The sequence below is a fragment of the Cloacibacterium sp. DMC96 genome, from assembly GCF_056313765.1.
The window spans coordinates 244,112-268,274 of the sequence record NZ_JBQUZQ010000002.1; the positions used below are offsets into that span (position 1 = coordinate 244,112).

Consider the following 24,163-nt stretch of genomic DNA (forward strand, 5'->3'; position numbering starts at 1 on the left):
TCATAACTTCAATTCATACTTATTAAATTAACATTGTTTCCTTTTCGGAGCCAAATTTCAGTGTTCCGAAAAGGTTTTTAAAAAAATTAAAAGAAAAAATTATGAAAGCACATACATTAGAAACTCAAGCAACCATTACTCCAGAAAAAGCACTTCTTTTTTTACAAGAAGGAAACCAAAGATTTGTAAACAATCTTAAGGTAAACAGAAACCTTCTTGAGCAAGTAAACGATACCAGAGAAGGACAATGGCCTTTTGCAACGGTACTCAGTTGTATCGACAGTAGAACTTCTGCGGAACTTATTTTCGACCAAGGTTTAGGAGATATTTTCAGCATCAGAATTGCAGGAAATTTTGCCAATCAAGACATTTTAGGCTCTATGGAATTTGCTTGTAATGTAGCAGGTTCTAAATTGGTGGTGGTTTTAGGACACACCAAATGTGGCGCTCTAAAAGGTGGACTAGATGCTCCTCAAATTGAAGGACTTGGAATGGATAATCTTAATCACCTTATCTATCATTTCGAATCTTGCATCCACGAAATCATTAAAGAAGGAGAAGAACGTTCTTCTAAAAATGATGATTTATTAGATAGATTAACGCTTTGCAACATCCAAAAAACCATCGAAGATATTCGTCACCAAAGTTCTACTTTAAGAAATTTAGAGAAAGAAGGAAAGATAAAAATTGTAGGTGCAAATTACGATGTGGAAACCGGAGTTGTAACATGGCTCTAGTTTTTGCGACTAACAAAATAACACAAGCGAGAATTTCTTCATATAACTTTGATTTTTAATTAACACTTTCTCGCTATAGCCCCTTAATTAGGGGCTTTTTTTGTACTTTTGATGAAATTTTCACCCTCTTGAAAAACATATCTATAATTTGGTTCTCCCTACTTTTCTATTTCTGCGGAATAGAATTGGTAGTACTTTTTACACAACCAAGCCTTTTTTTAGACCTCAATTTTTTTGGAGTCCGACTTTTATTTTTAATTATTTTTTTAGCATTTCTCTTTTTGAAAAATAAAATTTCTTCCAAGATTTTTTACTTAGTTGAAGGAATTACAATTTATGCTTTGATGACTTTTTTATACAAAGAAACTGCTGTTTTAAATACTTTAATTTTTCCAAAAGTTGATGGCTTTCTATCCCATTTAGACCAAAAAATATTCGGTTTTCAGCCTTCTTTAAGATTTTCTGAAACATTTGATTCTTGGTTTTTAAGTGAATTATTTTACTTCGGATATTTTTCATATTACCTTTTACCATTGGCTACTTTTTTGATTATTTATCTCAAAATTCCACAGAAAATAGAAGAGTTTAGTTTCATTTTAATCACTTCATTTTTACTTTATTATTTCACTTTTATATTAATTCCAGCAGAAGGTCCGCAGTTTTATTTTCCGTTTCCAGAAAATACGATTGAAGCCCAAGGAATTTTCGGGAATATGGTCAAACTCATTCAAAAAAACGGCGAAGTTCCCACCGCTGCTTTCCCAAGTTCACATGTAGGGATTTCTTGGATTGTTATTTTTTGGTTGTATCAAAATTTTAGAAAATCTGTGAAATATTTCCTTCCATTTGTTGTCCTATTGATGTTTTCTACGGTTTACATTAAGGCGCATTATTTTGTAGATGTAGTTGCTGGATTTATTTCTGCGCCGATTGTATTTTTTCTTACCTTTAAGTTTTACAAATTTTTAAACCATAAATTGGATGTCCGTTTCAATTAAAGAAGTCAAGACCAGAGAAGACTTAAAAACGTTTATTTATCTTCCCGAAAAAATTCATAAAAACCATAAAAATTGGCTTCATCCGTTGTATATGGATGATGAAAAATTCTTTGACAAAGACAAAAATTCTCTTTTCAAACACAATAATGCGACACTTTTCCTTGCATACGAAAACGGAAAAGCTGTTGGCAGAATTATGGGCGTAATTCCTACCGATTACAATAAATTTCAAGGGAAAAATGATGCCAGATTTTCCTTTTTTGAATGTTTTGAAAATAAAGAAGTTTTCAATGCTTTAATTACTGCGGTAGAAACTTGGGCAAAATCTAAAAATTGCACAGAAATCATTGGACCGATGGCATTTTCAGACAAAGAACCTCAAGGTTTTCTCACCAAAGGTTTCGAAGAAAAAGCAATGCTCGTCACCAATCACAGTTTTCCGTTTATGGTAGATTTCATCAAGGAAAATCATTACGAAAATTTTGTAGATTTGGTGCAATATGACATTCCGATTACCGCACAAATTCTGAACAGATATAAAAATTTCAACGAAAGAGTTTCTAAAAATTTAAAGATAAAAACGGTAGAATTTAACTCAACAAAATCGGTGAAACCTTATGTAAAACCTGTTTTTGACCTCATTAATAAAACTTACACCGAAATTTATGGCTTCACCAAACTCACCGAAGACGAAATGACGGAATTTGCTGAACGTTTTTTGCCACTTCTCAACCCAAAACTCATCAAAATGATTACCGATGAAAACGGCGAATTGCTCGCTTTCATCATTGCAATGGCAGATTTAAGCGAAGCGATAAAAAATTCACGAGGAAGAATTTTACCTTTTGGTTGGGCGAGAATTTTATGGGCAATGAAAACTTCAAAAAGGCTTCAACTTTTGTTGGGCGCGATTCATCCCAATTATCAAAACAAAGGTCTGGATGCGGTTTTAGCAACGATGCTTTTCGGTTCTGCATTGAAATTAGGATTCAAAACAGTAGATTCTCATCTCATTATGAAAGACAACCTAAAAATGCGTGGCGAAATTGAGAAATTAGAAGGTTTTAACCTATATAAAGAGTATTGTATTTTTAGGAAGAAATTATGAAAATGTATTTAAAAATTATAGCTCTTAGCAGTTTGTTTGTGATTATACAAGCAATAGTTTCAATGAATACAAATTTATTAAATACATCTTGCAATAACGCAGATGATTCTATTTTTCTAGAAGAATTTGGAAAATATTTTATTTATTTAAGTCTTCTAAATATTGTACTTTTTAAATTGTTTGATTTATTGAGTATCAATAAAAATATTATTTTTCTTTCATTAACATTAACTACAATTGCATGTAGTTTTCTTGTAAATTATGAAATTTTTATTGTTAGAGTCTCATGTTGGAGCACTTTTGATGAAGAAGATTTATGGAAAACTCCTCTTTTTCAATCACTTGTTCCAAATATTATTTTAGGGATTCTGTATTACAAATATTTGAATAAATCTACTTCCCGTTAAAAGTATTCATCGTATTATTCATTCCTGCGAAAACGAATGATAGACACGCTTTTGCGAAAATATCTATTCTATCTTGTAAAGTTTTGAGTTCTTCTTCATTCCATTTCCCAAGAACATAATCTACTTGTTTTCCTTCGGAAAAATCTGCAGAAATCCCGAAACGCAATCTTGCGTAATTTTGTGTTTGTAAAACTTCTTGAATATTTTTTAAACCGTTATGACCAGCATCAGAACCTTTTTTTCTTAATCTTAAAGTTCCGAAAGGAAGTGCCAAATCATCCGTAATCACCAATACATTCTCTAAAGGAATATTTTCTTTCTGCATCCAAAAACGAACGGCATTCCCAGAAAGATTCATGTAGGTATCTGGTTTAAGAACAAAAACTTTTCTGCCTTTGTATTTTCCTTCAGAAATCCAACCAAAATTAGCTGATTTAAACGGAGCTTCTAAAGTTTGTGCAATTTTTTCGGCTACTTTAAAACCAATATTATGACGCGTTTCTGCGTATTCTTCACCTTTGTTTCCTAAACCTACGATTAAGTATTTCACGTTTTATAATTGATAATTATTCTGCAAATTTATTGAATAAAATTAGAAATAACTTCTTCAGATTTTGGATTGTAAAACATAACCAAGATAATCTCCTCATTTTTAATTTCAGTCATGAAATTTTTTAAGAAAACCAATTCTTTCTTAACTGTAAAAAGAATTTCTTCATCTTTATTTGAACCAAAATTTTGAATAACTGTTATTGATTCTGCTTTTGATTTTGCGTCAACTTTTATTTTATAAACAGCAAAACTGTTTTGAGTTGTGATATTTTTAAATTTATTAAAGTAATCTCCTGAAAAATAAAAAACATTGGTTCTCTTTATTTTGTGTGCAATTAAAAACTCTAATGCTTTTCTTTCAATATTAATGTTTTTATTATTCAAATCTGTTTTTGGGGTACAAGAAGACATGCCAAAATTACTTTCTGTATCTAAATACACTAACATTTTTTGCCCCACTTTCAGTTCAATTTCACAAGCGGATTCATAAACATTACCAACTTTTCCCCGAACAAGAATAGAACTTATTTTTTTACCCTTATAAAGTTTTAAAATTTTAATATCTGCTTTGTAAAACCTATCATCTTCACCATTATTAAAATCTACATTATATGTTTTCAAAATTTCTACTTCTGCAATAAACTCACTTTTCTCAAATCTTTCTCCAAAACTTTGATAAGCGCATTTGCAAGCAAAAACATTCACAGAAACAATAAGTGCAAAAAAGACAATTAATTTTTTCATTTAGAAAATTTTTAAAGACTCATATACTCAAAAGTACTTTTCTCGCCTGAAACCGTCATAGAAGTAGCATAATTTTGTGAGTCATAAGTATAAGAAACCGTTTCTGTAGTAGTGGTTCCCATCATAGATTCTGTCATCTCTACTTTGGTGAAATTATTAGACATTCCGTAAACGCCTAATCCTTTTTCTGACATAGAAAACTCGTTATAATTATTTCCTAAGGTAGAAGTTGGCGAAATCTTATTATCATAACCCGAATAATTGGTCGTAACAATTACATCTGGAATTGGACCTAAACTCAACTTAGTCGTAAACACCATTTTAGTAAGGTTTTTCCCTGAATAAGTATATTCAAAAATTCCAGTTTGGGTAGAAATTCCTGCCATAGAATATTCTTGAGTAACTTTAGCAACCTGGTTTGCAGCATTATAGACATAAGTGCTCACTTTTTGGGTAGTGTTAATCAGAGTTCCACTTAATTTGGTTACTTCTGTAGCTTCTACTTTAGCAATATTTCCCGTTGCGTTATAACTCACAATAGAGGTAATGGTAATATCTTCAGAGGTTTCTGCATCCACCAAAACACTTACCACTTTAGAAATTTTACCATTATTGTAAGAAATGGTAGAAATATAAGAATTATCAGAAGTAGTGATTTTAGAAATTGCTTTATTAGCGTAAGTAAAACTGAAAGAAAAAGGATCGCCATTATCATCAAAAGTATTGATTTTTGCCAAAAATTTAGTTCCGGTAGTTCCTGTTCCGCCACCACTTCCTGTTCCACCTCCATTTCCGTTACCGCCACCTGTAGAATCTAAACCTAAGAAAGAAGATGTTTCTGGCGCACAAGAAATAATAAATAAAGAAACTAAGGCCAGCCAAAAATATTTGATTTTCATGATTTTTATTTTTTACAAAAGTACAATTTTCTAACTTAAAATTTTGGTCAATAGAACATTTACCTCATCTACATTTTTCACACCATCTTTTCTCATCATAAGCTGATTGCCTTCTTTGCCAGATTTTTCCTTAAGTTGAGCTTCTCGTGGATTTTGAGAAAGATAAGCGATAATATTTCTGAATTTTTCGCTTTGGTAAAATTTATCTTGAGGATTATCTGGGAAATAGCCTAGAAAGATTCCGTTTTTCATGACGATTTTATCAAAACCAATCTCTGCTGCGAGCCATTTTAATTCTACTGATTTCAATAAATTAACGGCTTCTTTTGGCAAGTTTCCAAACCTATCAACCAATTCATTTTCAAATTTCTGCAATTCTTCTTTGGTTGGAATTTCTGCTAATTTTTGGTATAATGAAAGTCTTTCTTCCGTAGAATTCACGTAAGAATCTGGCAACATCAGCTCAAAATCAGTGTCAATATTGACTTCTTTCTGAGATTTGAATAATTTTTTACGGTCTTCTTCATTCTCAAATAAATCTTGGAAATCATCTTCGTTTTGCAATTCTTCCAATGCTTCTTGCATTAATTTTTGGTAGGTTTCAAAGCCCATTTCATTGATAAAACCACTTTGTTCTGCTCCCAGTAAATCTCCAGCTCCTCTGATTTCTAAATCTTTCATCGCAATTTGGAAACCGCTTCCTAAATCTGAAAACTGTTCTATCGCTTCCAAACGTTTTCTAGCATCCGAAGTCATCATATCAAACGGTGGCGTAATCAGATAACAAAACGCTTTTCGGTTGCTTCGTCCAACTCTACCTCGCATTTGGTGCAAATCTGCCATCCCGAATTTTTGCGCATCATTAATAAAAATCGTGTTCGCATTCGGAACGTCTACTCCAGATTCTACAATCGTGGTAGAAACCAAAACATCATATTTCCCTTCCATAAAATCGAGAATTCTGGCTTCCAATTCTTTTCCGTCCATTTGTCCGTGACCTGTAATGACTCTCGCATCTGGAACCAAACGCTGAATTAATCCTGCAATATCTTTCAGATTTTCAATTCTATTATTGATGAAATAAACCTGTCCGTCTCTTTGAATTTCGTAAGAAATCGCATCTCGAAGAATTTCTTCATTAAATCCAATAATTTGTGTATCAACTGGTTGTCGATTTGGCGGTGGCGTTTTAATGACCGATAAATCTCTTGCAGCCATCAAAGAAAACTGAAGCGTTCTTGGAATTGGTGTTGCTGTTAAAGTCAAGGTATCAATATTCGCTTTTAACGTTTTGAGTTTATCCTTTACATTTACGCCGAATTTATGCTCTTCGTCAATAATCAATAACCCTAAATCTTTGAATTCTATATCTTTTCCTACCAATTGATGCGTTCCGATGACGATATCAATTTTACCATTTTTGAGTCCTTCTTTGGTTTCATTTTTCTGTTTGGCAGAACGGAAACGGTTCAAATAAGAAATGCTGACAGGAAAATCTTTCAACCTTTCTTTGAAACTTCGGTAATGTTGAAACGCCAAAATCGTGGTAGGAACCAAAACCGCGACTTGTTTTCCATCGGTTGCCGCTTTGAACGCTGCACGAATTGCGACTTCCGTTTTCCCGAAACCTACATCTCCACAGATTAAGCGATCCATTACACCATCATTTTCCATATCGTTTTTCACATCTTGCGTTGCTTTTTCCTGATCTGGAGTATCTTCGTAAATGAAACTTGCTTCTAATTCATTCTGCAAATAAGAATCTGGCGAAAACGAAAACCCTTTTGCCGTTTTTCTTTGTGCATATAATTTGATAAGGTCAAATGCAATTTGTTTAACTTTTGCTTTGGTTTTTTGCTTTAAAGTTTTCCAAGTTGGAGAACCGAGTTTATTGAGAACGATTTCTCTTCCATCTGGACCGTTATATTTTGAAATTTTATGAAGCGAATGAATAGAAACGTAGAGCAAATCGTTGTTTTTATACGTCAATTTGAAACATTCTTGTGTTTTTCCATCATTGGTAACTTTCACCAAACCCATAAATTTCCCAATTCCGTGGTCAATATGCGTGATGTAATCGCCTACTTTCAGAGACATTAAATCTTTCAGCGTTAATTGCTCAGATTTGGCAAAAGAATTTTTGGCTTTATATCTTTGGTAACGGTCAAAAATCTGATGGTCTGTATAAACCGATATTTTTAGTTCGTAATCTACAAAGCCTTCATGAAGCTCAGATTTGAAAGATTTAAACGGTAAATCATGATTCAGTTCCTCAAAAATACTCTCTAATCTTTCCTTTTGTTTTTCTCCCGAAAAAGAAATCCAAGTTTCATAACCTTCTTCTTTTTTTTCTTTCAAATCTTCGGCGAGAAGCTCAAAATTTTTGTGGAAGGTGGGTTGTGCGGTTTGATTGAGTTGGAGAATGGTAGAGTTGTAGAGTTGTAGAGATTGAGAAGTGAAATCAATCGTTTTAAATTTTTGGAAATCTTCCAAAAATACATCATCAGAAACGAAAAGAATTTCTGGTTTTTGATGCTTAATTTCTTTGCTTAACGTTTCAAATTTTTGCTCTGCTTTTTCGTAGAAATCTTTGAGTTTTTTTACGGTGAGATAAGCATTTTTAGTCACAATGAAACTATCTTTTGGCAATAAATCCAATAGAGAAACCTTGCTTCCTGAAACCGCAAAATTCATATTAGAAACCAATTCAAAGTCATTGACTTTTCCTGTGGAAAGTTGAGTTTCGATGTCAAATTCCTTAATACTTTCTACTTCATTTCCGAAAAAAGTAATTCTGAACGGTTTTTCGTAAGCGTAAGAAAAAACATCTACAATTCCGCCTCTCACAGAAAATTCTCCAGGTTCAGAAACGAAATCGGTATAATTAAAATTGAACTGATTTAAAAGTTCTTCCGTAAAATCAAAATCCAGTTGATCGCCAACTTTTATCGTGTGAGAAATCGCTTTGAAATCTTCCTTTTTCAACACTTTTTCTGAAAGCGAAGAAGCGGTGGCAACGATAATTTTTTTCTTTTTATCAAAATTCAAACGATTGAGAACTTCGGTTCGTAAAACGATGTTTGCATTTTGGGTTTTCTCAACTTGATAAGGTTCTAAATGCGTTTCAGGAAAATACAAAATGTTTTCTTCGCCTATCATTTCCTCTAATTCCGAAGTGATATAATTAGAAGATTCTTTATCGTCAATAATAAAAAGAACATCTTTTTTCTGTGTAAGAAATAATTCTGCCACCAAAATAGACGGAACAGAACCTGCAAAACCTTTCACAGAAATATGTTGGTTTTGGTCTAAATTTTCAAAAAGTTCTTTTCCAAAATTTTTTCTTAAAAACTCAGGAATAAGCGTTTGACTAATATTTTTTAGCATTGTAATATCATAAAGTTGTATTTTTTTCATCGTTTTCAAAAATTGATAAAACGACAAAAGCGATTTCGGGTTGCTCCGAAATCGTTTGACGGTGCAAAGATAGTTTTTTCAAAACTTATTTTTAACTTTGGCAAATGATAAATTTCTTAAAGAAAAGCATCGCCAAAATTTGGGCGAAAAACCATGTTGCTAAAACAGAAGACTTCAAAAATAACGCCGAAGTTCTTCAGGAAAAATTGTTATTAGACTTGGTCAAAAAATCCGAAAAAACACTTTTCGGACTTCAGCATAACTTTTCGGAAATAAAATCAGTAGAAGATTTTCAAAAAAATGTGAAAATCTCTGACTACGAAGACCTAAAACCTTTTGTAGAAAAAGTAAAACACGGAGACAAAAATATTCTTTGGCCAGAAAAACCAGAATATTTCGCAAAAACTTCTGGAACCACTTCTGGAACCAAATATATTCCTTTGACCAAAGAAGGAATGGACTACCAAGTGAAAGCGGCGCAATCTGCACTTTTCCACTACATTGCTCGAAAAAATAATGCCGATTTTGTAAACGGAAAAATGATTTTCTTGCAAGGTTCACCAGAACTGGAAGATATTAACGAAATAAAAACAGGCCGACTTTCAGGAATTGTAGCGCATCACATCCCAAAATATTTGCAAAAAAACAGATTGCCGAGCTACGAAACCAATTGCATAGAAGATTGGGAAACAAAAGTAGATAAAATTGTAGAAGAAACCGAAAAAGAGAACATGACGCTGATTTCGGGAATTCCGCCTTGGTTAATTATGTATTTTGAAAAATTGATTGAAAGAAATGGCAAAAAAATAAAACAATTATTTCCGAATCTTCAACTCATTGTAACAGGCGGTGTAAACTACGAACCTTACCGTGAAAAAATGGAAGAATTATTGGGCGGAAAAGTAGATATTATCCAAACATTTCCTGCAAGTGAAGGATTTTTCGCCTTTCAAGATGATTATCAAAAAGAAGGACTTTTACTACAATCGAATCACGGAATTTTTTATGAATTTATTCCGCTAGAGTTGTATGGTAAACCAGACGCTCCAAGATTGACTTTGAAAGATGTGGAACTCAATAAAGATTATGCGTTGATTTTGACAACAAATTCTGGACTTTGGGCTTATTCTATTGGTGATGTGGTACGTTTTATTTCTAAAAATCCGCACAGAATTTTAGTTTCTGGAAGAACGAAACATTTCACCTCAGCTTTTGGCGAACACGTAATTGCTTTTGAAGTAGAAGAAGCAATGAAAGCAACAATTGAGAAATTCTCAGCGCAAATTACGGAGTTTCACCTCGCTCCACAGGTAAATCCCGAAAATGGAGAATTGCCATACCATGAATGGTTTATAGAATTTGAAAAAGAGCCAGAAAATCTAGAAAGTTTCCGTCAAAACCTTGATGCAGAAATGCGCAAAAGAAACACGTATTATGATGATTTGATTGCTGGAAATATTTTGCAAGTTTTAAAAATCACCAAATTGCAGAAAAACGCCTTCCAAGAATACGCAAAATCTGAAGGAAAACTGGGCGGACAAAACAAAATTCCACGTTTGGCAAATGATAGAAAAATTGGGGATTTTTTAAAGAATTTTAAAATCTAGATTTTGGATGAAATAATTTTTTATCTTTGATTAATATTTTGTGAATATGAATTTAGATTTTAACATAGAAAGCAAAAAATTGGCACTTATTCAATGGTTAACTTCATTGAATGATGTTTCTATGATTGATAAAATTCTAGAACTCAAAAATAAAGAAAGTAAAGATTGGTGGAACGAAACTTCTGATGAAGAAAAAGAATCTATTGAAAAAGGATTAGAAGATGCCAATTCTGGAAAGCTAAAACCACATTCTGAAATAAGAAAAAAATATGAAAAGTGGTTATAAAATTTTTTGGACAGAACACACAGCCTCTGAATTAGAAAAAACCATTCAATATTTACAAACAGAATTTTCTGATAAAGAAATTTCAAAACTTTTAATAAAATTAGAAGAAACTTTAGAGCTAATTTCTATCAATCCTAAAATATTTCCCATTTCTGACAAAAAAGGAATTCACAAAGCAATCTTGCTTAAATACAATTCTATCTATTACCGAGAAATAAACAATACTGTAGAAATTTTATCCTTCTTTTCTAACAGACAAAATCCTAAGAAAAGAAAAATCTAATTACTCACTTACAAACTTCAATCCTACGATTGAAATAATTAAAGTTGACACAAAAAAGATGCGCCAAAAAGTGGCTGGCTCGTTAAAGAAAAAGATTCCCATCAAAACGCTTCCTACCGCTCCAATTCCTGTCCAAACTGCGTAAGCTGTACCAATTGGCAAACCATTTTCGCCAGCAATAGCTTTGTACATGAGAAACATAGAAACAAAAAGGCAAACTGCAAATCCAGACCACCAATAGAGGTTTTCTTTGCCTGTGGTTTCTTGTGCTTTTCCTAAACAAAACGCAAATGCAGTTTCGAATAATCCTGCGATGATGAGCATTAACCAATTCATAGCACAAATATAGACTTTAACTATTAAAAAAATATTTCTAATTCCTTTATATTTGCTCAATGATTTCTCTTGAGCCCATTAAAACTCTAAAAAATAAAGAGTTCCGAAACTTACTTACCGGAAGATTTTTTCTAATTCTAGCGTTTAGAATGCTCGCCACGTTATTAGGATGGTGGGTTTATCAGCTGACCAAAGATCCTATTTCAATTGGTTTGATAGGACTTTCGGAAGTTATTCCTGCCGTTTCTACAGCATTATACGCTGGTCATGTTATCGACATGAACGAGAAAAAAAGAATGCTTCTTTGGTGTACTTCGGGATATTTTTTGCTGATTGCCTTGTTATTAATTCCTGCATTTTACGCATCTAATCTTCATTTTACAGGTCACGAAATCACTTATTACATCTACGGAATTATATTTTTTACAGGAATTTGTAGAGCTTTCATCGGCCCGATTGTTCCGGTAATGATTCCCAAAATTGTAGGACAAGAAAAATTAGCTAACGCCATTACCTTAAACCAAGCTACATTTCTTACGGCATCCGTTTCTGGGCACGCTATTGGAGGATTTCTCATCGCACTCATCACTATAAAATGGACTTTAGTCGTTATTTTATTTTTAATTTTATTGGCATCCTTATTTTTCTTTCAAATCAAAAAACAACAGTCAGAATACCATAAAAATGAGTTACAAGTTTGGGCTTCAATGAAAGAAGGAATCACTTACATTTATAGAACGAAAGAAATTCTAGGAGCATTGTGTTTAGATATGTTTGCCGTACTTTTTGGCGGAGCAGTTGCCATGATTCCTGTTTTCGCAAGTGATATTTTAAAAGTAGGAGCTGACGGTTTCGGACTTCTCAACGCTGCATCAGATATTGGCTCTATGATGATTATTGTAACGCTTTCTTTCATTCCGTTAAGAAAAAATCAGGGCAAAATTTTAATCGGTGTCGTGGCTGGATTTGGTTTATGCATCATTGGTTTCGGCTTGTCAAAACTCTACTGGTTGTCTTTCTTATTCCTCATGTTGAGCGGAATTTTTGACGGAATTTCAGTCGTAATTAGAGGAACCATCGTTCAGTTGAAAACTCCAGATCACATCAGAGGAAGAGTGATGAGTGCAAATTCAATCTTCATTATGTCTAGCAATGAAATGGGACAATTTGAAAGTGGCGTTGCTGCAAAACTTTTTGGCGTAGTAAGGTCAGTCGTTTTTGGAGGAACCATGACCGTTCTTATTGCACTTTTTGTAGGAAAATTTGTTCCAAAATTGAGAAAAATGGAATATTAAAAAAGTCTAGCATTATTTTTAAAAAAGTTTAAATATCAATAAGTCAAAAACTTATCAACATTCGGAATTTAGCCTCATCTTCCATTAACAAAGCATTTGCAGATTATTATCCGCAAAAAGCAGATTTAACCTCAAAAAAATTTTAAAAATTCTATCTTTGTGCAATGGCACAGAAGGAAACATTATCAAGTTTAACACATGGTAATTTCGCGAAGGAACTTTCTATTTCAGCAGGCAAAATGCCGCCTAATGCAGTTGAATTCGAGAAATTGGTTATTGGAACTTTTTTGATTGACAAAAAAGGATTAGATTATTCTATAGATTTATTAACTCCCGAGGTTTTTTACGACCCGAGACATCAAGTTATTTTTTCTGCAATCTTAAAATTGTACGAAAAAAACGAGCCTGTAGATTTAATGACCGTAATCCAAGAGCTCAAAAAAGAAGAAAAACTAGGTTTTGCCGGAGGTGACCATTATATTATAGACCTTACGATGGGCGTTTCTTCGAGCGCTCACATAGAATATCACGTTCGTGTAATTCTAGAAAAATTCATTCTCAGAAGTTTGATTAACGTTTCTGCGAATGTAATTGACAGTTCTTACAAAGAATCTACAGACGTTTTTGAATTGCTAGACAAAGCCGAACAATCATTTTTTGAAATTACCAATGGAACCATCAAAAAAGGCTTTGACACCGCCAATTCCTTGGTAAAAGAAGCGATTGATAAAATCAAATCTTTAAAAGACAAAGAAGGACTTTCTGGTATTCCATCAGGATTTAGAGATGTAGACAAAGAAACAGGAGGATGGCAAAGTTCTGACTTAATCATCATCGCGGCACGTCCTGCAATGGGAAAAACCGCATTTCTACTTTCTATGGCGAGAAACATCACGGTAGAACACAATATTCCGATGGCGCTATTCTCTCTGGAGATGGCTTCTGTACAGCTTATCACGAGGATGATTGCCTCAGAAACGGGAATTTCTTCTGAAAAATTGAGAAAAGGACAAATGTCTGAAGAAGAATGGCAAAGACTATTCTCAAACGTTGCCGCTCTTGAAAACGCACCGCTTTATATAGACGAAACACCTGCACTTTCTGTGTTTGATTTCCGTGCAAAATGCAGAAGACTGGTAATGCAACATGGCGTAAGAATCATCATGGTGGATTATTTACAGTTGATGACCGCAAATTCTGGAGGAAAAGGCGGCGGAAACAGAGAGCAAGAAATTGCAACCATTTCTCGTTCATTAAAGGCGATTGCAAAAGAATTAAACGTTCCTGTTATTGCACTTTCTCAGTTATCCAGAACCGTAGAAACCCGTCCAAATAAGAGACCTCAACTTTCGGATTTGAGAGAATCTGGAGCGATTGAGCAAGATGCAGATATCGTTTCTTTCATCTACAGACCAGAATATTATAAAATTGACACTTGGGAAGACGAAACTCCTTCTGCGAACCAAGCGGAGCTTATCATTGCGAAGCACAGAAACGGTTCTATTGCAGATGTAAGATTAAGTTTCCACGGAAGTTTAGCCAAATTCTCAGATTTAGACGTTTTCGGAAGCTATCATTCTTCTGGTTTTGCGCAACAAGATGAACCAAGCGGTTTTGATAAATTGCGAGTTTCCATAGATCCAGGCGCAGCATTTGGCTTACCAGATAACGGAAATATTTCTGGCTCTGCCATGAATGACGACGACGATGATGCTGAAATGCCGTTCTAAAAAATGTAAAATCGAAGATTTTTAAAATTTTAAAAGTATATTTTTGCTTACGATTTTACGAATTTTCAGTTTCACGAATTTACTTACATGAAAATCGAAATTTATACAGATGGCGCTTGTAGTGGCAATCCTGGAAAAGGTGGCTATGGAATTCTCATGCGTGTTCCTGAAAAAAAATATCAAAAAACTTTTTCCGAAGGTTTCCGTTTGACCACCAATAATAGAATGGAACTTCTCGCGGTGATTGAAGCACTTGAAAAGTTAAAAAATCCCGAAGAAAACGTTCACGTTTTCACTGATTCTAAATATGTAGCTGATGCGATTAACCAAAATTGGATTTTTGGTTGGATAAAAAAAAGCTTTAAAAATGTGAAAAATCCTGATTTGTGGCAAAGATTTATTCCGCTTTTTAGGAAACATAAAATAGAATTTCATTGGATAAAAGGTCATGCTGGTCATCCTGAAAATGAAATCTGCGACCAACTCGCTGTAAAAGCTTCTCAATCATCGAATTTAAAAATTGACACCTTCTTTGAAAATCAAAAAGAGGGCGGATTGTTTTAAATCTGAATAAAGATTATAGTCAATTTCTTTAGCAGAATCCTACCTATTCTTTTCAAAATCCTTACATTTGAAATGTAGTTTTACAGACTTTCTAATTTCAAATCTCAATTTTTAAAATGATAAAAACAGATGTATTGGTAATCGGCTCAGGAATTTCGGGACTTTCTTACGCCATTAAAATTTCTGAAAAATTACCAGATGCTAAAATCACCATCGTCACCAAAGCTGAGGAAGACGAAACCAACACCAAATATGCTCAAGGTGGTTTAGCTGTAGTAATGGATTTAGACACAGATAATTTCCAGAAACATATAGACGATACCATGCGTGCTGGAGATTACGAAAACAATAGAGAAGTGGTAGAAATGGTTATCAAAGAAGGACCAGACCGTTTCAGAGAGATTGTAGAATGGGGCGTAAATTTTGACAAAAAAGAAGATGGCGAATTTAAACTCGGAAGAGAAGGTGGCCACACCGAATTTAGAATTGTGCATCACAAAGATATTACAGGCGCCGAAATAGAACGTGCACTTTTAGAATATTGCAACAAATCTCCGAATATAGAAATCCTTGATTATCATTACGTTATTGATTTAATCACACAACACCACATTCCCAATAAAAACTTTGATTTAGAAAATATTTCTTGTTATGGAGCTTATGTTCTAGACCAAAAAAATAAAAAAATCAAGAAAATCACTGCAAAAGTAACCATGGTAGCAACTGGAGGAGCTGGTCACGTTTATAAAAACACCACGAATCCAAAAATTGCAACTGGAGACGGAATTGCTTTTGTTCACAGAGCTCGCGGTAAAGTTTCTAACATGCAATACATTCAGTTTCACCCTACTGCAATGTATTCTAAACGAGACGGAATGCTGTTTCTCATTTCCGAAGCAGTACGTGGTGATGGCGCAAAACTCAGAACCAAAAATGGCGAAAAATTCATGCACAAATATGATGAGCGAGAAGAATTAGCTTCGCGAGATATTGTAGCAAGAGCCATTGACAACGAAATGAAAATTTCTGGGGATGAATATGTAGGCCTGGATTGTAGAGAAATGGATAAAGAAAAGTTCATAGAACATTTCCCTAATATTTATCAAAAATGCATGGATGAAGGAATTGACCCATTTAAACAACTTATTCCTGTGGTTCCTGCGAGTCATTATTTAATGGGCGGAATCGTGGTAGACAAAGACGGACAATCTTCTATCAAAAATCTTTTTGCAGTAGGAGAATGTACCAACTCTGGATTGCACGGTGCGAATCGTCTCGCTTCTAATTCACTTTTGGAAGGTTTGGTTTATGGTCATAATGCTGCAATGAAATCTGTAGAATTGCTTCACAAAGACGAATTTAATTACTTTGACCTCGAAAACGTACCAGAATGGAATGAAGAAGGCATGAAAGTAATGGAAGAAAAAGTGCTCATCACTTATCTCAGAAAACAACTTCAAGAAATGATGAGTGATTTGGTAAGCATTGTAAGAAGCAACGAAAGATTGCAACTGGCTCAAAAAAAACAAAGAGAAATCTACGAAGCGGTTACAGAATTGTATAATTATTCAGTAATTTCGCCAGAATTATCAGAATTAAGAAATCTGGTGAATGTTTCTTACCTTATTATTAAGCATTCTTTGGCGATGAAAGAAAACAAAGGTGCTTTTTACAATAAAGATTTTGCTTAAAGATTCATCACAGATAAAAACTTGAAATTTACATCTATGAAACGTCCACACTATGTAACCGATAAAGCCTTAAAACAATTTATAAAATCTGCTTTAGAAGAAGATATTCAAAGCGGTGACCACTCTACCCTTTCTACCATTCCTAAAGAATTGGTACAAAGTGCAAAACTTTTGGTAAAAGAAGACTGTATTTTGGCTGGAGTAGAATTGGCAGAAATTATTTTTAAAACTTTTGACAAAGATTTAAAAATAGAGGTTTTTATTAAAGATGGAGAAAATGCAAAAGTTGGCGACGTAGCTTTCATCGTTTCAGGAAGTGCGCGTTCTATCCTTTCTACAGAAAGATTAGTGCTAAACTGCATGCAAAGAATGAGCGGAATTGCTACTTTAACTCATGAATGGGATTCTAGACTTCTAGGAACCAAAACCAAATTGCTTGATACGAGAAAAACTACTCCAAATTTCAGAATTTGCGAAAAATGGGCAGTAGCAATTGGCGGCGGAACCAATCACAGATACGGGTTGTATGATATGATTATGCTGAAAGACAATCATATAGATTATAACGGAAGTATTACCAATGCAGTGAAAATGACGCAAGACTACCTCAAAAAAAATAAATTAAAACTTAAAGTAGAAGTAGAAACCAGAACTCTAGCAGAAGTAGAAGAAGCTGCAAAACTTGCTGGAAAAGGAATTGACAGAATTATGCTAGATAATATGGATGTAAAAACCATGACAGAAGCAGTGAAAATTATTGCAGGAAAATGCGAAACCGAAGCTTCAGGAGGAATTTCAAGAGACCAACTAAACGAAATCGCCAGAACAGGTGTCACTTATATTTCGGCAGGAGCACTTACCCATTCCGCAGAAAATATAGATTTAAGTTTAAAAGCCATAAAAAATTAAAAATAATAAAAACACGCTAATAGCGTGTTTTTTTGTATCAAATTGAAAATCAAAAGTTTCATTGTGGATAAAAAATTATGGATTTCATAAAATTTTAACACAATGTTAATTTTAGTTAAAAAAAAATAATGTATTTTGCATTCCGATAAAACAATGTTTGAAATAATATAACTTTATGAAAATCAACTATTTAGGAAAGTCAAGACTTTCTGTGGTTATTGTATTAAGTGCTGCTAGTGTAGCATTTGCGCAAAAAACTAGAGATTCTATCAACTCTAAAGACATCGAACAAGTTGTTCTTACTGGGGTGGCAGATATCGCAAAGGACAGAAAAACTCCAGTTGCTGTTTCTACTATTAAAGAAGCACAAATTGTAGAGAAATTGGGTAACCAAGAATTCCCAGAAGTCCTAAACACTACTCCTTCTGTGTATGCAACTAAATCTGGTGGAGGTTTTGGAGACTCTAAAATTAACATTAGAGGTTTTGCTCAAGAAAACGTAGCGGTAATGATCAATGGGGTTCCTGTAAACGACATGGAAAACGGAGCTGTATATTGGTCAAACTGGGCTGGTCTATCAGATGTAACTTCTGCTATGCAAGTACAGAGAGGTCTAGGTTCATCTAAATTAGCTATTGCTTCTGTAGGTGGTACTATTAATGTAGTAACTAGAGCTGCTGACAAAAAACAAGGAGGAATTGTTTCTTTAGGTGTTGCTAATGACGATTACTTAAAAACTCTATTTGCTTACAATAGCGGTAAAATGTCTACAGGATGGTCTACTTCTTTCCTATTAAGTAGAACTGCTGGTAACATGTATGCTAATGGTACAGAATTCGAAGGATATAATTATTATTGGGCATTAGGTTACCAAAATGGTAAACATGATTTCCAATTTACCATTACTGGTGCTCCACAATGGCACAACCAAAGATCATCTTTCATTACTATTGCTAACTATATTAAATATGGTGGTGTAAATGGTGGTGATCCAAACAGAAAATATAACGCAGATTGGGGACTTCTAAATGGAGAGGAATACTCTATGAGAAGAAACTATTACCACAAACCAGTAATGTCTTTAAACTGGGACTGGAACATTTCTTCTGCTTCTAAACTTAATACAGTAGTATACGCTTCTTTTGGTAGAGGTGGTGGTACTGGAGATACTGGTTCAGTAGGAGGTAAAAACTTCTCAAACGCAGCTTGGAGACTTCCTGATGGAACGGCTAACTTTGACGCGATTTATGCAGCAAATGCAGCTTCTACACCTACAGCTGGTGTGTTAGTAAGAAGATCTTCTATCAACTCTCACAACTGGTTTGGTATCATCTCTAGTTTTAACCAAAAAATTAATGACAACTTAAAACTTACCGCAGGTATTGATGGTAGATATTACTATGGTTACCACTACCAAGTAGTAAGTGATTTCTTAGGAGCTACTGGTTTCAGAGATACTACTAACAAAAATGCTATTTCTACAAGTAACCCAACTGGTCAAAGAATTATCGTAAATTCTCATGATGCTACTCCTACTTGGAATCCTTTTGGAGGAAAAATTGATCCAGAAGCAGATATGATTTCTTACTGGAATGATGGAGAAGTTCTTTGGTATGGTGGTTTCGGTCAGTTAGAATATTCTAATGATAATTTATCAGCATTTGTACAAGGTGCAGTTTCTAACCAAGGTTTCCAAAGAATTGACCACTTTATCGTAGATGGTGTTTCTTTATTAAACGGAACATTAGCATCTCCAACTAACCAACCTACTGCTAAAAACCCAGCACTTAATACTAAAACTGGTTTCAAAAATTTAGTTGGTTACAATATTAAAGGGGGAATCAACTATAATATTAATGATCACCATAACGTTTTTGGAAACATCGGTTACTATTCTAAGCAACCTTTCTTAAACGCTGTTTATCCTAACAATAAAAACTTCTTAAACCCAAATCTTACCAATGAAAAGATTTTTGGTGCTGAATTAGGATACGGTTTCCGTTCATCTGCTGTAAACCTTAACGTGAACGTTTATAGAACTTCTTGGAAAGATAGATTCTTAAGAAGAGGTAATTTAAATATTCCAGATCCAAACAACCCAGGAGTAACATTTACTAACGCATATGCTAACATTGCTGGAATTACTGAAATTCACAGAGGTGTAGAAGTAGATGGTAGCGTAAAAGTAAACCAATATTTATCTTTCACAGGTATGGTTTCTGTAGGGGATTGGTATTATGAAGGAAACGCAACTGGTACTTACTTCACTGAAACAAACGAAGAAATCGCTGGAACTAGCTTTGCTGGAACCACACTTTACTTAGACAAAGTAAAAGTAGGAGGATCTGCTCAGAATACTTATGCTGCAGGTTTCGTTCTTGAACCAGCTAAAAACTTCAAATTAGATGGAACATACAGATATGTTAACAATCTATACGCTAACGTAAACCCTATCAACTTCCAAAGTCAAGCTGCTGGAAACTTAGGTGCTCTTAAACTTCCTAGTTTTGGACTTTTTGATTTAGGTGCATCTTATAAGGTAAACCTTAATGCTAAGCAATACTTTACTCTAAGAGCAAACGTTTATAACGTTTTTGATAAAGTTTACATTGCAGAATCTAACACTAACTACCAGAGCAACCTTTCTGCAGCTGATTACGCAGCTTATGGTTCTTCTGCTCCTTCTTACACAAGCTATGTACAAGCAGGAGAATGGAACGGTGTTTCTCAACAAAACCAAGTTTTCTTTGGATTTGGTAGAACTTGGGCTGCAACATTCTCATTCAACTTCTAAAACAATTTTAGATTTTATAAATCACGAATCCCGGCTATATTTGCCGGGATTTTTTATATTTGTAACAAATAAAAAATATGGATACATTTAACATTATTAGAGAAGCTCACAAAGGTTTCGGTTATTTAATTTTAGTAGCAGCATTAGTTTTCATCGTAGCATTATTGATGGCTATGTTTGGTTATTCTGGTAAAATCAGCAAGCTATTAAAAAAATCTACCCTTTTTACCATGATTTTGTTTCACCTACAATTCTTAATCGGGATTGCTATGCTTGTTTTTTCTCCAGGACTAAAAGCAGCATTAGAAAGCGGAACATTAATGAGCGATTCTTACAATAGAGTAACTTTCGTAGAGCATCCTTTTTCTATGTTAGTGGCAGCTATTTTATTGACCATTATCAACAAATATTTAAAAAAGAACGAAACATTAGCACTAAAAGTAGTTTTCATGGGAGTTCTGGCATTGCTATTATTTGGCTACGCTTTCCCTTGGGCTAAAGTTTTCGGAGCATAAAAAAGGAAAGGTGTAAAATTGATTTAAATCATTCTACCACAAAAGATAATTTTTACTATCTTTGTAAAAAATTTAGATAAATTTTCCAATAAACAATTTTCAAAAGGATTATTTATAACGAATTTTATCAAATATTAGATTTAAGCAATATTTTACACCTTTAACTTTTTAAAAAATTTAAAACAATTTCAATTATGAAAATCGCAGTAGTAGGCGCAACCGGAATGGTAGGCCAAGTTATGTTGAAAGTTTTGGAAGAAAGAAATCTTCCTATTACAGAATTAATTCCTGTAGCATCAGAAAAATCTGTAGGAAAGAAAATCACTTTCAAGAGTAAACAGTATGACATCGTTTCTATGGAAACTGCGATTTCTATGAAACCTGAAATTGCTATTTTCTCTGCAGGAGGCTCTACTTCACTAGAATATGCTCCTAAATTTGCAGAAGTAGGTTGCACTGTGATAGACAACTCTTCGGCTTGGAGAATGGACCCTACCAAAAAATTAGTAGTTCCAGAAATTAACGCTCACGTTTTAACCAAAGAAGATAAAATCATCGCAAATCCTAATTGCTCTACCATTCAAATGGTGATGGTTCTTAATCCTCTTCATTTAAAATACAAAGTAAAAAGAGTAATCGTTTCTACTTACCAATCGGTTTCAGGAACAGGAAAAGCTGCTGTAGACCAACTGAATGCAGAAATTGCAAATGCTGTAAATCCTGGTTCTGTAGAAGTAAACGCTGTTTATCCTTACCAAATTTTCAAAAATGCATTACCACAGTGTGACGTTTTTGATGCAGATGATTACACTAAAGAAGAGCTTAAACTCATCAAGGAACCTAAAAAAATCATGGGTGATGATTCTATTAAAATTACAGCAACTGCGGTGAGAATTCCTGTACAAGGAGGTCACTCAGAAAGCGTAAACATAGAATTCGAAAATGATTTTGACTTAGAAGAAGTTAAAAATATTTTAGCAAATACTCCAGGAGTAGTTCTTCAGGATGATGTAGAAAATAAAGTTTATCCTATGTGTTTCTACTCTGAAGGAAAAGACGAAGTTTTCGTAGGAAGAATAAGAAGGGACCTTTCTCAGCCAAACACTCTGAACTGCTGGATTGTAGCAGACAATCTGAGAAAAGGCGCCGCAACGAACGCGGTACAAATCGCAGAATATCTCATTGCAAACCAATTAGTATAAAATAACATCCCGCGAAAAGCGGGATTTTTTGTTAGAACCTTCAAACTTTTAAAATTAAATACATGGAAGTCGCTACCATCAATAAAAACAAACAAAAATTTACTTTCCAGAGAAATGTAGCCATCGTAGGTGTCATTTTATTCATCGGAAAACTGATTGCATGGCATCTCACCAATTCTGATGCTGTTTTTTCAGACGCTATGGAAAGTATTGTGAATATTATTTCAGCTTTCATGGGATTATATTCTTTGTATTTGGCAGCTCAACCGAAAGACGAAAACCATCCTTATGGTCACGGAAAAGTAGAGTTTGTAACTTCTGGAGTAGAAGGTTCTTTGATTATTTTTGCAGGAATTATGATTATTGTAGAAGCAGTAGACAGTTTACTTCATGGCAATACTTTAAAAAAATTAGATTATGGAATTCTCATTGTTTTAGCAACTGCCATTATCAATTATTTGATGGGATATTTTTCTATCAAAAAAGGAGAAAAAGAAAACTCAGTGGTTCTTATTTCTTCAGGAAAACATCTTCAATCAGACACTTGGACAACTTTGGGCGTAGTCATCAGTTTAGTTCTAGTGTATTTTACTAAAATTTATTGGATAGATGCAGCCGTAGCTTTGGTTTTCGGTTCTTACATCATCATTGTAGGTTACAAAATTGTAAGAAAATCACTCAGTGGAATTATGGATGAAGCTGATCCAGATTTATTAAAAGCTGTAGTAGAAGTTCTTGCTAAAAACAGAAAAAAAGAGTGGATTGACATTCATAACATGAAAATCCAACAATACGGAAGTGGTTTACATATCGACGCTCACATTACGCTTCCTTGGTATGATACGCTTAGAGAATCTCACCAAGAAATGGAAAATATCATCAAAACTCTGGCTGCAGAAACAGAAAGACACGTGGAATTTAATTTTCACATGGATGATTGCAAACCGCATTCTTGCGAAATTTGTCAACTAGAATGCGCGCACAGAATTCATACTTTTAAAAAGAAAATAGAATGGACTCCTGAAAGCGTTTCTCAAATTTCTAAACATTGCCTGGAAAACAATCCTTAATTTTTTCCAAGCTTTTTTCTGTAGTAGAAAATTGGAATAATCAACAGTAAAATAATTGGCTGAATCACGAATCTCCTCACTGAAAAGGTAAAAAGATAACCTACTTCCATTTTTGAATAAAGGCACCAAAGATAAATCGGGAAGAAAAATAAAAACGCTATCGCCATTAAAGCAACAGCTTGCAAAGTCCATTTTTTATTTAAAAACATAAAATGAACTACAACTGCCGAGAAAAATAAATTCAATAAAAATCTTAACAAATGACTTGTAATTAATTTCACCGAATCAAAATCTGGAATTGTTGCTACTTTGTAATCTCCTTTGAAAAAAGCTAAAAATGGGTCGTAGAAAATTTTATCTTCTAAAAAACGTATAGAAATTAATCCTAAAATCCCCACGAAAACAAACAGCCAATTAAGAATTTTTCTCATGGGTAACGACAAATTTATTAATCCAAATTAACCACAGAACGACTACTCCACCATAAATAATCGCAGGAAAAAAATAATCGTGCGCAGGTTTTGTTAAAGCAGGAAAATCTACTACAATCACATTCAGCACATAAATTCTAAAAAGATTTAAAATATAGAGCAAAACAATTCCTGCAAAAGCGAAATAAAATGTTTTTACGCCTTTATAAAAAGCAAAAACAAACGCCAAAAACATGATCATCACCGAAACCGCATTACAACCTTCTACCATTCTGGTCGCCACTTTTCCATTGATGTAAAACTGAACGGTTTCATGACTTGGAAAATCTTTAGTAACGGTTTCATAACCCATAAAATTGAGCAAGAAAGAACTTTGGTCTGAAATAATTTTGGTAAAGCCATCAATATTTCCAGAAAATTGGTTCAGATACCATTGATACGTGAGAAATAGCAATAGCCAAATCCCCAAAAATCTAAGCAAAACCCACAATATTTCTTTGAAATCTTTCATCTTCATCAAAAATAGTAATTTTTAAAATGAAAATATTAAAATATAGGATTTAATTCAAGTAAAATTGTTAAACAATT

23 protein-coding genes are annotated in these 24,163 nt (G+C 33.7%); 16 read left to right on the top strand and 7 right to left on the bottom strand.

The features are described from left to right. Positions 1–101 precede the first annotated feature (101 nt). From ACT53I_RS09995 to ACT53I_RS10010, 4 genes are all read left to right on the top strand, one after another. Positions 102–737, top strand: a complete 636-nt coding sequence (locus tag ACT53I_RS09995; RefSeq protein WP_476079537.1) for a carbonic anhydrase — start codon at positions 102–104, stop codon at positions 735–737. Between the two features lie 281 nt (positions 738–1,018). Then, on the top strand, positions 1,019–1,735 hold the full coding sequence (locus ACT53I_RS10000; RefSeq protein ID WP_476079538.1) for a phosphatase PAP2 family protein: 717 nt from the start codon (positions 1,019–1,021) through the stop codon (positions 1,733–1,735). Next, positions 1,719–2,843 carry a hypothetical protein gene (locus ACT53I_RS10005; RefSeq protein WP_476079539.1) on the top strand — a complete coding sequence of 375 codons (1,125 nt, stop codon included), beginning with the start codon at positions 1,719–1,721 and terminating at the stop codon, positions 2,841–2,843. Before ACT53I_RS10000 ends, ACT53I_RS10005 begins: the two co-directional genes overlap by 17 nt. Further along, the gene (locus ACT53I_RS10010) at positions 2,840–3,250 is read left to right on the top strand and encodes a hypothetical protein (RefSeq protein ID WP_476079540.1); all 411 of its coding nucleotides are present in this window, start codon (positions 2,840–2,842) and stop codon (positions 3,248–3,250) included. The genes ACT53I_RS10005 and ACT53I_RS10010 overlap by 4 nt, the downstream gene beginning before the upstream one ends. Here ACT53I_RS10010 and pth read toward each other — a convergent pair. Genes pth through mfd form a run of 4 tightly spaced genes read right to left on the bottom strand, consistent with a single transcriptional unit; the run spans position 3,237 to position 8,832 of the window. Next, a complete protein-coding gene (gene pth, locus ACT53I_RS10015; protein WP_476079541.1) occupies positions 3,237–3,800 on the bottom strand; it encodes an aminoacyl-tRNA hydrolase in 564 nt (187 codons plus the stop codon). The two genes, ACT53I_RS10010 and pth, sit on opposite strands and share 14 nt — an antisense overlap. A 29-nt stretch (positions 3,801–3,829) precedes the next feature. Continuing rightward, positions 3,830–4,546 carry a hypothetical protein gene (locus ACT53I_RS10020; protein WP_476079542.1) on the bottom strand — a complete coding sequence of 239 codons (717 nt, stop codon included), beginning with the start codon at positions 4,544–4,546 and terminating at the stop codon, positions 3,830–3,832. 11 nt (positions 4,547–4,557) lie between these two features. After that, on the bottom strand, positions 4,558–5,445 hold the full coding sequence (locus ACT53I_RS10025) for a hypothetical protein (protein WP_476079543.1): 888 nt from the start codon (positions 5,443–5,445) through the stop codon (positions 4,558–4,560). A 30-nt stretch (positions 5,446–5,475) separates the two neighbouring features. Further along, positions 5,476–8,832, bottom strand: a complete 3,357-nt coding sequence (gene mfd / locus ACT53I_RS10030; protein ID WP_476079889.1) for a transcription-repair coupling factor — start codon at positions 8,830–8,832, stop codon at positions 5,476–5,478. Positions 8,833–8,966: 134 nt separating this feature from the next. On the opposite strand from mfd, the gene ACT53I_RS10035 reads away from it, so the two are divergent. Genes ACT53I_RS10035 through ACT53I_RS10045 form a run of 3 tightly spaced genes read left to right on the top strand, consistent with a single transcriptional unit; the run spans position 8,967 to position 11,038 of the window. Then, positions 8,967–10,469 (top strand): GH3 auxin-responsive promoter family protein, encoded by a 1,503-nt coding sequence (locus ACT53I_RS10035; protein ID WP_476079544.1) that lies wholly within the window; start codon positions 8,967–8,969, stop codon positions 10,467–10,469. A 46-nt stretch (positions 10,470–10,515) separates the two neighbouring features. Next, positions 10,516–10,755 carry a hypothetical protein gene (locus tag ACT53I_RS10040; RefSeq protein WP_461375601.1) on the top strand — a complete coding sequence of 80 codons (240 nt, stop codon included), beginning with the start codon at positions 10,516–10,518 and terminating at the stop codon, positions 10,753–10,755. Beyond that, positions 10,739–11,038 (top strand): type II toxin-antitoxin system RelE/ParE family toxin, encoded by a 300-nt coding sequence (locus ACT53I_RS10045; RefSeq protein WP_476079545.1) that lies wholly within the window; start codon positions 10,739–10,741, stop codon positions 11,036–11,038. The genes ACT53I_RS10040 and ACT53I_RS10045 overlap by 17 nt, the downstream gene beginning before the upstream one ends. Here the strand turns inward: ACT53I_RS10045 and ACT53I_RS10050 are convergent, their stop codons facing one another. Beyond that, positions 11,039–11,374: a DMT family transporter gene (locus ACT53I_RS10050; protein WP_476079546.1), complete on the bottom strand. Its 336-nt coding sequence runs from the start codon at positions 11,372–11,374 to the stop codon at positions 11,039–11,041. A 59-nt stretch (positions 11,375–11,433) separates the two neighbouring features. On the opposite strand from ACT53I_RS10050, the gene ACT53I_RS10055 reads away from it, so the two are divergent. From ACT53I_RS10055 to ACT53I_RS10095, 9 genes are all read left to right on the top strand, one after another. Then, a complete protein-coding gene (locus ACT53I_RS10055; RefSeq protein ID WP_476079547.1) occupies positions 11,434–12,669 on the top strand; it encodes an MFS transporter in 1,236 nt (411 codons plus the stop codon). A 164-nt stretch (positions 12,670–12,833) separates the two neighbouring features. Then, on the top strand, positions 12,834–14,399 hold the full coding sequence (gene dnaB, locus ACT53I_RS10060) for a replicative DNA helicase (protein WP_213190068.1): 1,566 nt from the start codon (positions 12,834–12,836) through the stop codon (positions 14,397–14,399). A gap of 87 nt (positions 14,400–14,486) precedes the next feature. Next, the gene (gene rnhA, locus ACT53I_RS10065; RefSeq protein ID WP_476079548.1) at positions 14,487–14,963 is read left to right on the top strand and encodes a ribonuclease HI; all 477 of its coding nucleotides are present in this window, start codon (positions 14,487–14,489) and stop codon (positions 14,961–14,963) included. A 116-nt stretch (positions 14,964–15,079) separates the two neighbouring features. Beyond that, on the top strand, positions 15,080–16,654 hold the full coding sequence (nadB, locus tag ACT53I_RS10070) for an L-aspartate oxidase (protein ID WP_476079549.1): 1,575 nt from the start codon (positions 15,080–15,082) through the stop codon (positions 16,652–16,654). A 36-nt stretch (positions 16,655–16,690) separates the two neighbouring features. Next, entirely contained in the window at positions 16,691–17,563 is an 873-nt protein-coding gene (gene nadC, locus ACT53I_RS10075; RefSeq protein WP_476079550.1) for a carboxylating nicotinate-nucleotide diphosphorylase, read from the top strand. Between the two features lie 175 nt (positions 17,564–17,738). Further along, the gene (locus tag ACT53I_RS10080; RefSeq protein ID WP_476079551.1) at positions 17,739–20,357 is read left to right on the top strand and encodes a TonB-dependent receptor; all 2,619 of its coding nucleotides are present in this window, start codon (positions 17,739–17,741) and stop codon (positions 20,355–20,357) included. A 77-nt stretch (positions 20,358–20,434) separates the two neighbouring features. After that, complete coding sequence (locus ACT53I_RS10085; protein ID WP_374449616.1) at positions 20,435–20,872, top strand: hypothetical protein; 438 nt, start codon at positions 20,435–20,437, stop codon at positions 20,870–20,872. A 194-nt stretch (positions 20,873–21,066) separates the two neighbouring features. Beyond that, the gene (locus ACT53I_RS10090; RefSeq protein ID WP_374449618.1) at positions 21,067–22,074 is read left to right on the top strand and encodes an aspartate-semialdehyde dehydrogenase; all 1,008 of its coding nucleotides are present in this window, start codon (positions 21,067–21,069) and stop codon (positions 22,072–22,074) included. A 62-nt stretch (positions 22,075–22,136) separates the two neighbouring features. Continuing rightward, entirely contained in the window at positions 22,137–23,144 is a 1,008-nt protein-coding gene (locus ACT53I_RS10095) for a cation diffusion facilitator family transporter (protein ID WP_476079552.1), read from the top strand. Here ACT53I_RS10095 and ACT53I_RS10100 read toward each other — a convergent pair. Both ACT53I_RS10100 and xrtF read right to left on the bottom strand, forming a co-directional pair. Next, a complete protein-coding gene (locus ACT53I_RS10100) occupies positions 23,141–23,575 on the bottom strand; it encodes an exosortase F system-associated membrane protein (protein WP_476079553.1) in 435 nt (144 codons plus the stop codon). The genes ACT53I_RS10095 and ACT53I_RS10100 overlap by 4 nt on opposite strands. Continuing rightward, positions 23,559–24,092: an exosortase family protein XrtF gene (xrtF, locus tag ACT53I_RS10105; RefSeq protein ID WP_476079554.1), complete on the bottom strand. Its 534-nt coding sequence runs from the start codon at positions 24,090–24,092 to the stop codon at positions 23,559–23,561. The genes ACT53I_RS10100 and xrtF overlap by 17 nt, the downstream gene beginning before the upstream one ends. Between the last annotated feature and the right edge of the window lie 71 nt (positions 24,093–24,163).

Coding starts and splice junctions, on each gene's coding strand:
- ACT53I_RS09995 (WP_476079537.1), top strand. CDS start 102: ATGAAAGCACATACATTAGAAACTCAAGCAACCATTACTCCAGAAAAA.
- ACT53I_RS10005 (WP_476079539.1), top strand. CDS start 1,719: ATGTCCGTTTCAATTAAAGAAGTCAAGACCAGAGAAGACTTAAAAACG.
- ACT53I_RS10010 (WP_476079540.1), top strand. CDS start 2,840: ATGAAAATGTATTTAAAAATTATAGCTCTTAGCAGTTTGTTTGTGATT.
- ACT53I_RS10020 (WP_476079542.1), bottom strand. CDS start 4,546: ATGAAAAAATTAATTGTCTTTTTTGCACTTATTGTTTCTGTGAATGTT.
- ACT53I_RS10025 (WP_476079543.1), bottom strand. CDS start 5,445: ATGAAAATCAAATATTTTTGGCTGGCCTTAGTTTCTTTATTTATTATT.
- mfd (WP_476079889.1), bottom strand. CDS start 8,832: ATGCTAAAAAATATTAGTCAAACGCTTATTCCTGAGTTTTTAAGAAAA.
- ACT53I_RS10035 (WP_476079544.1), top strand. CDS start 8,967: ATGATAAATTTCTTAAAGAAAAGCATCGCCAAAATTTGGGCGAAAAAC.
- ACT53I_RS10040 (WP_461375601.1), top strand. CDS start 10,516: ATGAATTTAGATTTTAACATAGAAAGCAAAAAATTGGCACTTATTCAA.
- ACT53I_RS10045 (WP_476079545.1), top strand. CDS start 10,739: ATGAAAAGTGGTTATAAAATTTTTTGGACAGAACACACAGCCTCTGAA.
- ACT53I_RS10050 (WP_476079546.1), bottom strand. CDS start 11,374: ATGAATTGGTTAATGCTCATCATCGCAGGATTATTCGAAACTGCATTT.
- ACT53I_RS10055 (WP_476079547.1), top strand. CDS start 11,434: ATGATTTCTCTTGAGCCCATTAAAACTCTAAAAAATAAAGAGTTCCGA.
- dnaB (WP_213190068.1), top strand. CDS start 12,834: ATGGCACAGAAGGAAACATTATCAAGTTTAACACATGGTAATTTCGCG.
- rnhA (WP_476079548.1), top strand. CDS start 14,487: ATGAAAATCGAAATTTATACAGATGGCGCTTGTAGTGGCAATCCTGGA.
- nadB (WP_476079549.1), top strand. CDS start 15,080: ATGATAAAAACAGATGTATTGGTAATCGGCTCAGGAATTTCGGGACTT.
- nadC (WP_476079550.1), top strand. CDS start 16,691: ATGAAACGTCCACACTATGTAACCGATAAAGCCTTAAAACAATTTATA.
- ACT53I_RS10080 (WP_476079551.1), top strand. CDS start 17,739: ATGAAAATCAACTATTTAGGAAAGTCAAGACTTTCTGTGGTTATTGTA.
- ACT53I_RS10085 (WP_374449616.1), top strand. CDS start 20,435: ATGGATACATTTAACATTATTAGAGAAGCTCACAAAGGTTTCGGTTAT.
- ACT53I_RS10090 (WP_374449618.1), top strand. CDS start 21,067: ATGAAAATCGCAGTAGTAGGCGCAACCGGAATGGTAGGCCAAGTTATG.
- ACT53I_RS10095 (WP_476079552.1), top strand. CDS start 22,137: ATGGAAGTCGCTACCATCAATAAAAACAAACAAAAATTTACTTTCCAG.
- ACT53I_RS10100 (WP_476079553.1), bottom strand. CDS start 23,575: ATGAGAAAAATTCTTAATTGGCTGTTTGTTTTCGTGGGGATTTTAGGA.
- xrtF (WP_476079554.1), bottom strand. CDS start 24,092: ATGAAGATGAAAGATTTCAAAGAAATATTGTGGGTTTTGCTTAGATTT.